Consider the following 12,242-nt stretch of genomic DNA (forward strand, 5'->3'; position numbering starts at 1 on the left):
GACGTTTTCTGTTTAATTAGCGTTTGAAACACGCCTATACCGTAATTCTTTGTTTACACGACAAATTGTAACGAGCTTGTAAACGATTCTATTGATAGGCCACTTTAAAGGTGCGAACCGACATGTTCGCCTTCCTATTGTGCAGTTGGGAAGAAAGGAATCTTTCAACAACAATTAGGGCAATAAAATGAAACTCTCTAAATTGACATGGCTTATCGCCTCTAGCGTAGTCGCTAGCACACCGGCACTGAGTGCAGAACTGATTAATGTCACTGATGATGCCATGCTGAGTCAGGTCTTAGACCAACCCGCTGGCGTTTATGCACCATCAGGCTCACAAGCTAACCCGCTAGGGTTTAAAGAAGTGAAACGCGTCACCTTGCCAAATGGCAAAGTGAAAGTCCGTTATCAACAAACCTATCAAGGTGTGCCAGTTATCGATACTGCGGTCGTCGCCACCGAAAAACAAGGTCAGCGAAGCGACGTATACGGCACCATGGCGCAAGGCGTCGCGAACGATATCGCCTCAATTTCACCCGCGCTTAACAGCCAATCTGCTTTAGAAGCCGCTAAAGCCGCTTTCACGCAAAGTCAGCAAACCATCACCTCAGCGCCATTTGAAAACGAGAACACTCGCTTGGTGGTCAAGCTGGATGACGAGCAGAATGCGCAGCTCGTCTATATTGTTGATTTCTTTATCGCTGGTGACGACCCAAGCCGTCCTTTTTATATGATGGATGCCAACACTGGTGAGATTCTGAAACACTGGGATGGAATTAATCATGCCACTGCCGTTGGTACAGGCCCTGGTGGTAACGAAAAAACCGGCCAATATATTTATGGGACGGACTATGATGGGTTCCCTATCGACAAAACCGGCACCACATGTACGCTAGAAAACGACAAAGTGAAAACGGTCGATTTAGAGAACGGTACCACGGGCAGCACAGCCTTCACCTACCCATGTACAGACAGCAGCAATTACAACGACGAAAGATATGTTAACGGCGCTTATTCTGCACTGAACGATGCGCATTATTTCGGTAACGTTGTTTTTGATATGTACAAAGACTGGATGAATACCGCACCACTGACGTTCCAGCTCACTATGCGTGTACACTACGGCAACGACTATGAGAATGCATTCTGGAATGGTAGCTCAATGACATTCGGGGATGGCAAATCGACCTTCTACCCCCTAGTCGATATCAATGTGAGTGCCCACGAGGTCAGCCACGGCTTTACTGAGCAAAACTCTGGCCTTATCTATGCCGACATGTCGGGCGGGATCAATGAGGCATTTTCTGATATTGCCGGTGAAGCCGCAGAATACTACATGCATGATGAAGTCGATTGGGTGGTCGGTGCCGACATCTTTAAGGGCTCTGGTGGGCTGCGCTATTTTGACCAACCTTCTCGCGATGGCAAATCAATTGATGACGCGAGCCAGTACCGTGACGGCATGAATGTGCACTATTCAAGCGGCGTATATAACCGTGCGTTCTATCTCCTTGCCAACAAAGCGAACTGGGATGTACGCAAAGGCTTTGAAGTATTCACTACCGCGAACCAACTGTATTGGACCGCCAGCAGCACATTCGACCAAGGTGCGTGCGGCGTAGTGAAAGCCACGCAAGACTTGGCTTACAATGCGCAAGACGTTATCGATGCATTCAATACCGTCGGCGTCGATGCAAGTTGTGGTGATAACGGCGGAAACGTGCTTCAGCCCAACCAGCCGGTTACCGGTTTAAGTGGTGGCAGCGGCAGTGAAACCTTCTTTACGTTTACTGTCGATAGCAGCCGCAACGTCAATGTGGTGATGAGCGGTGGTACGGGTGATGCCGACCTTTATGTAAAAGCAGACAGCAAGCCCACTACGAATAACTGGGACTGTCGTCCTTATGACTACGGCAACGATGAAACCTGTCGCATCAGTGCACAAAAAGGTACCGAGTACCACGTCATGGTGCGAGGCTATCGTAGCTACTCCAACGTCAGCCTTGAGCGTGATTAATCACTTTCTGACCAGCCGCTGTTTAAACAGCGGCTTTTTTGTCTATATCAAAACCAAAATCAGCTAGATTCATGGACAAAATTAAAGATCGCCTCTTTACTTCCGGCTAGTCACTCTCTTCCCTTCTTCTGGACCGACCAGGAAATTCTTTATTTTCATCACATTATGACGACAAAAATCGATATTTGTCCGACAAATAAACGATCACTACACCCACGTATTTTTATCTCGTCTACGCTTAAGGGAATGATGGATAAATTGGAGACGTTATGCTCAAGCATCTGTTCACTATCGTTTTATCAGCCCTTTTCCTCGTTGCAACACCAGTGCGAGCCGATGTCCTCACCATGCCATCGCTCGAGTGGCCTCCTTATTCTGGTAAGAACTTGCCCGATCAAGGTGCGTCGGTAGCTGTTGTGCGTGCGGCTGTACAAGCCATGGGGCACGAACTTAACGTCGAATTTTACCCTTGGTCACGCACCGTGTATTTGGTGAAGAATGATGCGCAGTACGCTGGCTATTTTCCAGAATATCATTACGAAACAGATGAATTGATCTTCTCTGACCCGATAGGGACAGGCCCGCTCGGGTTCGTTGAAAACGTCAACCAGCCTATAGAGTGGTCAACCCTTGATGATCTAACTCAACATACCATTGGTGTGGTGCGTGGCTATGTCAACACACCAGAATTAGATGAGCGCATTGCAAATGGCACACTCAAATCGTCTGCGGTCACCAGTGATACACAAAATTTACAGAAAGTAGGACGTGAACGTATCCCACTAGCCGTCGTCGATGCCAATGTGCTGGACTATCTCAAAGAGAATGATCCTGCTCTCAGTGCTGTTAAAGCCAATCTACAAATGAACAAAAAACTCTTGGTTGATAAAAAACTCTACATTGCGTTTGCCGACAATGCCGAAGGGCAAAAATGGCGTGAAGTCGTCAACCAAGGACTAAAGAAAATCAATGTTGAACAGATAATGAAAGAACACCTAGGCGAATAATGATCACTCGAAAAGAAAATGGTCGCACTAAGATCGCATAACAATGAAAATGGAAGAGTAGCGCTATGTTTAAGAGTCTAAAAGCAATATTTGTCACTCAAGTGGTTATTGCTGTTTCTGTGGTGTTAGGGGTATCAAGCTATATTGATTATCAAAATACCAAACAGGAACTGAGTAGCGCGCTTGAAACCACAGTGGCAAATGCCACCAATCGTATGAATCTCAGTTTGCCTAAAGCAATTTGGGATTTCGACCTGGAAGCGGCCAAACTCTCGATTTCTGCCGAATTGAAAGCACCTGACATCAAAGCGGTTCGAATACTGGATAATCAAGGGTCTGCCATCGTTTTTCTACGCCTCGGACCACCCAATGACGAGGGACAACGCCAGCCGAAAGACATTGGCGACGGCGAAAAGTCGATGTATGAATCCATGCCCCACGAAGAAAGTGAGCTTTCATTTACCGAATATGGTGAAACCAACAAGGTGGGGACACTTCAGGTATTCTACAACACCGACAGATTAGAGGCAGAATTATCTGAGACCCTCACCCGAAGTATCATTGAGCTGCTAGTGCTCGATCTTGTGATCATCGTATTCTTAATCTTGGCCTTAACCGCTACCGTTGTTAAACCACTCAATGATTTAACTGCGCGTGTCCGAGAACTCGCCAGTGGTGATGGTGATCTCTCTACCGTAATCCCAGCCCCGAAATACAAAGAATTCGCCCAGATCACCGAGCATATTAACCACTTTACCGCTTCATTGCGTGAAATCGTCAATGAAGTGACCCAAGCTTCTATCAATCTCGCTGAAGTCTCAGCAGAGAGTGGACAAATGGCGCGCACTAACGCGGAACGCTTGGAACAACAGAAACAAAGTCTCTCTACCGTTGCTGCCGCCGCCACGCAGATGAATCAATCCATTGCCACAGTCGCCGATACAGCGAACGATGCGGCAACCCGTGCGGCTGGCGCTACCGATCTGGTTAACCAAGTGTACGGCACCATTGAAAGCTCCGCATCTGAAATCATCAATATGCGCTCAGAGATGGAAAACGTGAATGCTGAAATGCATAAACTGCTTGAGGAAGGCGAGAAGATTTCTGACGTCGTCAACGTCATCAATGATATCTCTGAACAAACCAACCTCTTGGCGCTGAACGCTGCGATTGAAGCAGCGCGCGCGGGCGAACAAGGCCGAGGTTTTGCGGTGGTGGCTGACGAAGTACGTAGCCTTTCAGTCAAAACCAGTGAATCCACCGAGCAAATTCAATCCAATATCAAATCGTTGAGTGAGGCCACTGAGTCGGTAGAAAAAGAGATCAAACGCATAGGTAGTATCCTCGAAAACACCGCCGGACGCGTGTCTGAATCACAAGAGTCTGTGAGCCAAGTGCGCGAGACCATCACGGATATTTCCGAGCGTAGCGGACAAATTTCGCAAGCGACCGACGAACAACGTCAAGCCATTGATGAAGTCAGTCAAGCAATCAATGAAGCCTCGGAGGCAACCAATTACGTCACTGAGGGCGCACAAGAAAACGCAGCACGCACCGACAAAGTGCTTACCCTCAGTGAAGACATCAAAGCACAAATGGGGAAATTTAAAACGTAATCAAAGGAATAATAACAAGGAGAGGACATGAAAAAGTTATTTACAGTTGGCTTGGCAATTCTATTATTGGCGCCTAGCGCAATGGCCAGAACGCTAACAGCAGCGCAAGATCCGTGGCCACCCTTTGTGACCACGGACCCCAATCGATCGGGCATTTCGGTCGAACTTGTCAAAGCCGCGATGGCAACACAAGGCTATGAAGTCGAGTTTAAAAATATGCCATGGGCTCGCGCCCTTGATGCGGTCAGCAAGGGGAATATCGACTTGCTTCCCGCCACTTGGCATACTGAAGCCCGCACTGAGTTCCTGCGTTACAGCAACCCTTATATGAGTAACCAGCTTACCTTCATTAAACGCGCAGATGACACTTTTAAATTCTCGAGTTTGAATGACTTGCAAGGAAAAGTGGTTGGTATTGTGCGCGATTACGGCTATGGCGATGCATTTTTAGAGGCAACGCATTTTGATAAGCCTGCTGCCAATAACCTAGCAACCAACTTAAAAAAGCTGCTCGCCAACCGTATTGATCTGACCTTGGAAGACAAGATCGTCGCCCAATCAGTGATGCAAGAAGAGGGGCTTGATAGCAGCCAGTTTGCGTTTACTGACCAGGCACTCTCAACCAACCCTTTACATGTCACGAGTGGCAAAGCCAACCCCGACAGCCAAATGTTTATCAATGCCTACAACAAAGGTCTTGATGCGATTAAAGCGGATGGCACGTTTGAAAAAATCCTGAAAAAATATGGCATAAACTGATCGTATATAGAAATATTGAGTATGCTTAAGGGGGAAAGAATAGTTCTTTTCCCCTTTTTTAGCTTGGAGCAATATGGTTTTACCTCGCCACCTTAAAACTTGGTTTATCCTGTTTACGCTCGCGTACGTGGTCACTACGCTAGGCGTAACGGCTTTCATTGGCGACACGATCGTCAACCGAGTCATCCAAGAAGAGCAAGAGGACATTAATCGTAAAGCTTCCTTGATACGGTCCCGGATTGAGGCGGCGATATACCACGATACCTATGTCGCTGATAGCTTGGCGACCGTGGTCACCATTGATCCGGACTTCGCTATGGCCAATTGGGACAGTGTGGCGCAAAAACTCCTAGACAAGGCAGATTATGTCCGCAATGTGGGCCTCGCGCCCGATAATATTATCAGCCATGTTTACCCTCTCGAAGGGAACCAAGCTGCTATCGGGTTAGACTTTCGCACCCGCCCAGACCAATATCGTGCGGTGTTAAAAGCGCGAAATCGTGGCGACGTGTACATCTCAGGACCCGTTAACCTCGTTCAAGGTGGTCAAGCACTCATTGCACGGTTTCCTATCTTCTCCTCCCCAACGGACACGTCGGACTATTGGGGAGGAGTCAGTGTTGTCATTGACCATATCAAGATGCTCGGTGAAGTCGGGCTATACGATCTTAGTGGCGCCAATGTCGCCATCAAAAACAGTGAAACACTGGCTTACTTTTATGGCTCCCAATCGACGGTTGCCAATGCTGACTTTACGGTCCCGATTTCTCTACCTAGTGGCGAATGGTCACTCGCCGTCGAATACACACTCAAGCGCTCACCCGGCATCGTGCGCCTAGGCGCTATGATTTACGCGACCAGCACGAGCATTTTTCTCGTTGTTTATGGCCTGATATTGCTTTTCTATCGCAATTTTCTTATCGCGAAAAAGCAAGCGCTGGTCGACGAGTTAACCCAACTTCCTAACCGGCGGTTCGCGATCGAGAAACTTGATTCACTCACAAAAGAGAAAAAAGAGTCCTTTGCGCTGCTCAATATCGACTTAAATGATTTTAAAAAGGTTAACGACGCATACGGTCATGAAGCTGGCGATGCATTGCTTAGCCATGTAGCCTCAGCACTAAACCAAAGCACCCGCTCATCAGACTTGGTCGCAAGAATGGGCGGTGACGAATTTATTGTTGTATTGCGAGATGTGCACCCTAGCGATGTCAATAACGTGCTGAAGAGCCTGAAAGAAACGGTCGAAGCCTCCGCGTGTCGATGGCAACACTACCATATCTATCCATCGCTCAGTATTGGCTGTGCCCTCTTTAACCATCATTCCCCTCGTGATTTAGATGAGCTGATGGCCTCGGCAGATCAAGATATGTACAAAGCAAAATCAGAGAAAAGCACATCTGGGCTATCCATTAACGCCATCGGTTGATCGAAAGAGAGCGCAAACTATTTTTAATGCTATAAACTGGGTTTAAACCCATTTATTAAGACGATTGTCTGTTGGTCTTTCACTGCAGTATTTAACAACAATAAAAAAGAGGTGACGCATCACCTCTTTTTTTGTTTTTCTTTATAACCATTTATTTAATATAAGTATCGAGAATAGACTGTAATTCGCCGGCGTCACGCATTGACTCAAACCCGGCATCAAGCGTGGCTTTTATTTCCATGGCTTCTGGATGCTCACGCGAGATCATCATATGGAATTTATCACCGCTATTTCCAGGAATAGGCTCAGCTTGCATCCCCCCGGCAAGATAATCAGTGCCTTTAGCCACTTTAAACCCAGCCAAGATTTCATAACGCGCCAAGAAGACATCACAGCGCCCTGCTTCCGTTTTTTGCACTAACTGCTCGAAGCTTTTTGCCGATTTTCTGACTTTACTGTCATCAACACCAAATCCCGTATAATTGTAACCAAGCAGACCACACATTCTTAGGCCGTTTAAATCGTCCACTGAGCTTATATTCAAGCCATTAGGATGTTGGCTTGTTGAATAAATATAACTTGGCTGAAGTGTGTAGTAATACTCGCTGAGAATAAAGTCTTGGTTCCGCTCATCACTGTAGGAGGCACTGAGCGCAATATCATAATTGCCCGCTTTCGTCTGCAGCACACACCGCTTCCAAGGGGGCATTTCAACCGAAATATCTACCCCTTCTTTGCCGAATATCGCGTCAAGAACGTCCACATCATACCCTTGAACGGATCCGCCTTTTTCAAAGGTATAAGGGGGCCACCCTGCACCGTCCCCACAGGCTTTGAGTGATGATGTCTCTAAAGCAAGGGCTGGCCCAGATAGCAGGGTGCCAGTGAGTGCTGTCGCGGCGATTGCTGTTGCAGAAAGTGTCGCTATTTTCATAGTGAACTCCTATTAGGAAATCTCACCCTAAGTATTGACGATATCTGCGAGAATGCGACCTGAATCACTTATTTTTACGGATTCAGTAATATCACTTCACCCGGCTTGATTCCCTTACGCACGCGCCCTTGCTGTGTGAGAGAGACCAGCCGTGTCTTTACCTCACCTGCGTCTAGCACCTTCACATAGTTAAGTTGTCCAATTTGATAATACGCATTGCTCGGTAAATAAAGCACAGGCTCGGCTTTTTGTGACACTGTCACTTTTGCGAACATACCCGGTAGCAAAGTATCACTCACCTCAGTGTTTGGCAGTGTCACTACAACACGATAGCTGCGTGAAGTCGCATCGGCAGCCGGTGTCACGGTGCGCACCACGCCCGTAAGGGTTTTCTCATAGGTGGGGAGCGTAACCGTCAACGATTGACCGATGTCGACAAAGGGTAACGCAGATTCCGCCACATTGACCGTCGCTTCAATGCTTTCAGGATTATACAGAGATAGCAGCGCCGCACCCGGTGTTGCTGTATCCCCTTGGTTGATGATTTTATCCGTGATCAACCCTGGAAACGGCGCGCGCACCAGACTAAAGCCAAATTGGGTTTCCGCCTCATCCACCGCAGCAAGGGCACGACGATACTCAGACTGCGCGGTTTTTAAGCGATTCTCCGCCTCATCGAATTGAGATTGAGGCACCAGCTTTTTCGCCAACAAGGTCTCCATTCGGCGGTAGTCACTGCGCGCGGTATTCAGTTGCGATTGCGCCGAGGCCAAGGCTTGTTGCACTTGGCGGACTTTGGCACTGAGATCGGCATTATCCAAACGCAGCAACACATCCCCTTGCTCAACGCGGTCGCCGACATCAACCAGTACTTCCGCGACGGTTGCCGTCATTCGCGCCGCTAAGGTTGCCGTCTGCCTGGCCTCCAACTGGCCGGAAAAAATGCGGGTTTGTGGCTGTTCGACCGCTTTGAGCGTCAGTGTCTCAACATCATTCGGTGTCTCAGTCGGTGTTGAGACGGGCGCCACGTTCGCGGTAAACACCCCAGCCATCACCAAAAACAGGGTTAATAGCCCAGTGCCTAGCACCAGTGCGAGTACGCCTTTTTTTGCCCTCATGCATTCTCTCCTTCTACTGATAGGCCGTGGGTTGGATGATTTTGATACGCGAGGTTGTACACCACGGGCACAACCAGCAAGGTAAACACGGTAGACGCAGCAATACCGAAAATAATCGCCCAGGCTAAGCCATTAAAAATCGGGTCGAGAGTGATAATCACGTTCCCCAATAAGGTGGTGCCTGCGGTCAGCAAAATGGGCCGCATTCGCACTGCGCCCGCTTGTACTAAGGCGTCACTCAGCGCCATACCTTGTGCAAGTGACTGTTGAATAAATTCAATCAATACCAATGAGTTACGTACCACAATCCCCGCCAGTGCAATCATGCCAATCATCGCGGTGGCGGTGAACAGCGCTGGATTTGGATAGCCGTTGATCTCTCCGCTTAAGCCATTGAGTAACCAAAAGCCCGGCATAATGCCAATCACGGTCAGTGGGATCGCCAGCATAATAATGCCTGACACCGCCGGTAGCCCGGTTTGTATCAGCATCACAATAAAGACACCCAGCAGCGCCGCACCATAGGCAATACCCAGATCACGGAAAACATCAATGGTGATTTTCCACTCTCCCTCACCACTCCATACCACCTCGATACCGTCACGCACCTGCCAGCCATCACCCGCGCCATTATCCAAATAACTACGCGCTGATAGCGGGCGAGCACTGTCCGACTCTGGTTGATTAAAATCGGCCATCACATCGGCGACCACTTCGCCCGGCACCCGTCCAGTAGGTTCGGCATACACATACACGACGGGGCGTAAATTCTTATGATAGATAGGCTGATCAACGGGCTGTCGCGTAAAATGGCCGAGCTCACTCAACGCGACCAGCGGTTGCGGCGCATCCACCAAGGCCCCTTGTACCGATTGCTTAGCCACTCCAGCCCGACCACGTACGTGCAGTGCGAGCAGCGCATCAAGCTGATCACGGGCATCTGGCGCAAGTTGCAGCCTCACGGGCAAGGGATCCATTTCATCGGCATCGGCCAAATGGGCCAGCGTGACCCCTTGGTTCGCGGCTCTAAGGGCTTGGTTAATATCGGCTACCGCAATGCCAGATAAGGCGGCTTTTTCTTGGTCCACTTCAAACTGCCAGCTCGATAGAGGCCCTTGAACACTGGTGCTCACTTCTGACACCAAGGCTTCACGCTCTAATCGCTCGGCCACCTGAGTCGCTTGCGCTTGTAGGGTTGAATACGGCGTACTTGGCGAGCCATACACTTCCGCGACAATGGTTGCCAGCACAGGCGGACCCGGTGGCATTTCCACTAATTGCACCTCGGCATCATATTTTGCTGCGATGGCTTCTAATTCATCACGCATGCGCGTGACCAAGCCATGTGATTGCAACGTGCGCCGGTGCTTATCCACCAGCACCACCCGCAGTTCACCTTGGTAAGGCGCATGGCGAGTAAAGTAATGGCGCACCATGCCATTAAAATCCATCGGTGAGGCGAGCCCGGCAAAGCCGGATACCGACACCACCTCGGCTTGCGTTTGTAGGTAACGGTTCATCTCTCGCAGCGCATTGGAGGTATCGACATGATTGGCGGTTTCCGGCAAATCCAGTACCACCTGAAACTCGTTTTTATTGTCATACGGCAACAACTTAAGCGGTACGAGGCGCAAAGCAGGCAGCAGAGCGGCGATGACAAACAACACGCCCACTATCGATAAAAACGCTTTAGCGCGACGATTGTTTTCTAGCAATGGCAGCAACACGCGCCGGTAGCCACGGTACAGCGGCGTGGTCTCAATGCGATAGTCATCGCCTTTATTGGAAGCGCAAACAATTTTTTTAGCGAGCCAAGGGGTGACTAAAAACGCCACCAAGGTACTGATCACCACGCTGACCGGCACATTGAATGCCAGCGGTGCCATATATGGCCCCATCATGCCGGTGATAAAAAACATCGGGGTGAACACAATCACAATCGCCACGGTCGACATAATCAATGCGCGCTTGATTTCTAGCATCGCCAGCACAATCGTGCGGCCTCGCGGCTTGTTATCATGGGTCAGGTGCCGTTCAATGTTGTCGATACTGGCAATCGGATCATCAACAATCAGCCCCAACGCCAAGATCAACGCAAACAAGGTGACGCGGTTAATCGAATAGCCAAAGGCTAAATCCAGCCCTAATGCCGCGCCATAACTGATTGGGATCGCAATCGCCACCACTAAGGCACTGCGCCAGTTTAAAAACAAGCCGACAAAGACCACCACGGTGAGCACCGCAATACCGAGGCTGGACACCAAACTCTTCACTTTGGCATCAGCGGTTTGGCCGTAATTGCGAATGATCTCGACGCTCACGCCCTCGGGAAATTGCGTGGCGACCAAATGATTGAGCGTGGTGGTGACATCCTCAGCCACGCTGACCGCGTTGGCGCCTTTTTGCTTTGCCACCGAGAGAAACACCGCTGGATGCGGCTGGCTATCATCGGTCGATTGGATCCACGTATCTGTGGTGGGCTCTTGCGCACCGTCCGATAACTCGGCCACATCCTGCAGATACACAGGTTTGCCATTCACCACCGCCACCACTAAATGGCGGATGTCCTCAAGGCTTTGATACCACTGGCCGGTTTTTAATAAATAGCGCTCACCCTGATGCTGAATATCCCCGACATCACGCTTTTGATGGCTCAACGAAAAGGCATTGGTGAGATCAGACACACTGATCTGATAGCTAGCCATGGCGGCAGGGTCGAGCGTGACCAACACCTGACGCGGCACGCCGCCCACCACCTTCACCGCATTGGTTTCGGGAAGGGCTTTAAGATCCAAGGTCGCCTGCTCGGCAATGCGTCGCAGCGCATAATGGTCGAGCTGATCAGGGTTGTCGCTACGCAGCGCCGCAATCACAATTGGTACATCATCAATTTCTACCGGCTTAATCGCCCACTCGCTCACCGCGGCTGGGATCGCATCTTGATTGGCATAAAGCTTGTTATATAGCTTCACCAAGGCCGACTCGCGATCTTCACCCACGTAAAAACGCACCGTGACCAACGCAGATCCTGCTTGAGTGGTGGAATACACATACTCCACCCCGTCAATTTGGCTGACTTTTTTCTCCAGAGGCTGCGTCACCTGCTTTGCCACTTGCGGGGCACTCAAACCGGGCGCTTGCACCACCACATCCGCCATTGGCACCACAATTTGCGGATCTTCTTCTTTGGGAGTGAGCCACAGTGCCGCCGCGCCCACCAACAGCGCGAGCACAATGAGAATGGGCGGGAAGAAGCTGTTCATCACTCGGGTGATCAGCTGACCTTGTGGCTGAGCATCTCGCATATTCGATCCTTTGGCTGATGACAGTAACGACAAGAAAACGATAGGTAAAAACGCTGA

General features: G+C 49.6%; 8 protein-coding genes. 5 read left to right on the forward strand and 3 right to left on the reverse strand.

Annotation, left to right across the window (positions count from 1 at the left end):
• The first annotated feature begins 187 nt into the window (after positions 1–187).
• The 5 genes from N8M53_RS13110 (at position 188) to N8M53_RS13130 (ending at position 6,828) form a co-directional block, all read left to right on the forward strand.
• Positions 188–2,017, forward strand: coding sequence for a M4 family metallopeptidase (locus tag N8M53_RS13110; RefSeq protein ID WP_269580314.1), 1,830 nt, complete (start codon positions 188–190; stop codon positions 2,015–2,017).
• Positions 2,018–2,286: 269 nt separating this feature from the next.
• Positions 2,287–3,024 carry a substrate-binding periplasmic protein gene (locus N8M53_RS13115; protein WP_269580315.1) on the forward strand — a complete coding sequence of 246 codons (738 nt, stop codon included), beginning with the start codon at positions 2,287–2,289 and terminating at the stop codon, positions 3,022–3,024.
• Between the two features lie 65 nt (positions 3,025–3,089).
• On the forward strand, positions 3,090–4,640 hold the full coding sequence (locus tag N8M53_RS13120) for a methyl-accepting chemotaxis protein (protein ID WP_269580316.1): 1,551 nt from the start codon (positions 3,090–3,092) through the stop codon (positions 4,638–4,640).
• A gap of 27 nt (positions 4,641–4,667) precedes the next feature.
• A complete protein-coding gene (locus N8M53_RS13125) occupies positions 4,668–5,399 on the forward strand; it encodes a substrate-binding periplasmic protein (RefSeq protein ID WP_269580317.1) in 732 nt (243 codons plus the stop codon).
• A 73-nt stretch (positions 5,400–5,472) separates the two neighbouring features.
• Complete coding sequence (locus N8M53_RS13130) at positions 5,473–6,828, forward strand: diguanylate cyclase domain-containing protein (RefSeq protein ID WP_269580318.1); 1,356 nt, start codon at positions 5,473–5,475, stop codon at positions 6,826–6,828.
• Positions 6,829–6,979: 151 nt separating this feature from the next.
• Here the strand turns inward: N8M53_RS13130 and N8M53_RS13135 are convergent, their stop codons facing one another.
• The 3 genes from N8M53_RS13135 to N8M53_RS13145 form a co-directional block, all read right to left on the reverse strand.
• The gene (locus N8M53_RS13135) at positions 6,980–7,762 is read right to left on the reverse strand and encodes a substrate-binding periplasmic protein (RefSeq protein WP_269580319.1); all 783 of its coding nucleotides are present in this window, start codon (positions 7,760–7,762) and stop codon (positions 6,980–6,982) included.
• A gap of 74 nt (positions 7,763–7,836) precedes the next feature.
• A complete protein-coding gene (locus tag N8M53_RS13140; protein ID WP_269580320.1) occupies positions 7,837–8,880 on the reverse strand; it encodes an efflux RND transporter periplasmic adaptor subunit in 1,044 nt (347 codons plus the stop codon).
• Positions 8,877–12,185 (reverse strand): efflux RND transporter permease subunit, encoded by a 3,309-nt coding sequence (locus N8M53_RS13145; RefSeq protein WP_269580321.1) that lies wholly within the window; start codon positions 12,183–12,185, stop codon positions 8,877–8,879. The genes N8M53_RS13140 and N8M53_RS13145 overlap by 4 nt, the downstream gene beginning before the upstream one ends.
• Positions 12,186–12,242: the final 57 nt, after the last annotated feature.

The sequence above is a fragment of the Salinivibrio kushneri genome (assembly GCF_027286325.1).
Lineage (GTDB): Bacteria > Pseudomonadota > Gammaproteobacteria > Enterobacterales > Vibrionaceae > Salinivibrio > Salinivibrio kushneri_A.

Bases quoted from the DNA above. Each gene is read 5' to 3' on its own strand.
- N8M53_RS13110 (WP_269580314.1), top strand. From the start codon at position 188: ATGAAACTCTCTAAATTGACATGGCTTATCGCCTCTAGCGTAGTCGCT.
- N8M53_RS13115 (WP_269580315.1), top strand. From the start codon at position 2,287: ATGCTCAAGCATCTGTTCACTATCGTTTTATCAGCCCTTTTCCTCGTT.
- N8M53_RS13120 (WP_269580316.1), top strand. From the start codon at position 3,090: ATGTTTAAGAGTCTAAAAGCAATATTTGTCACTCAAGTGGTTATTGCT.
- N8M53_RS13125 (WP_269580317.1), top strand. From the start codon at position 4,668: ATGAAAAAGTTATTTACAGTTGGCTTGGCAATTCTATTATTGGCGCCT.
- N8M53_RS13130 (WP_269580318.1), top strand. From the start codon at position 5,473: ATGGTTTTACCTCGCCACCTTAAAACTTGGTTTATCCTGTTTACGCTC.
- N8M53_RS13135 (WP_269580319.1), bottom strand. From the start codon at position 7,762: ATGAAAATAGCGACACTTTCTGCAACAGCAATCGCCGCGACAGCACTC.
- N8M53_RS13140 (WP_269580320.1), bottom strand. From the start codon at position 8,880: ATGAGGGCAAAAAAAGGCGTACTCGCACTGGTGCTAGGCACTGGGCTA.
- N8M53_RS13145 (WP_269580321.1), bottom strand. From the start codon at position 12,185: ATGCGAGATGCTCAGCCACAAGGTCAGCTGATCACCCGAGTGATGAAC.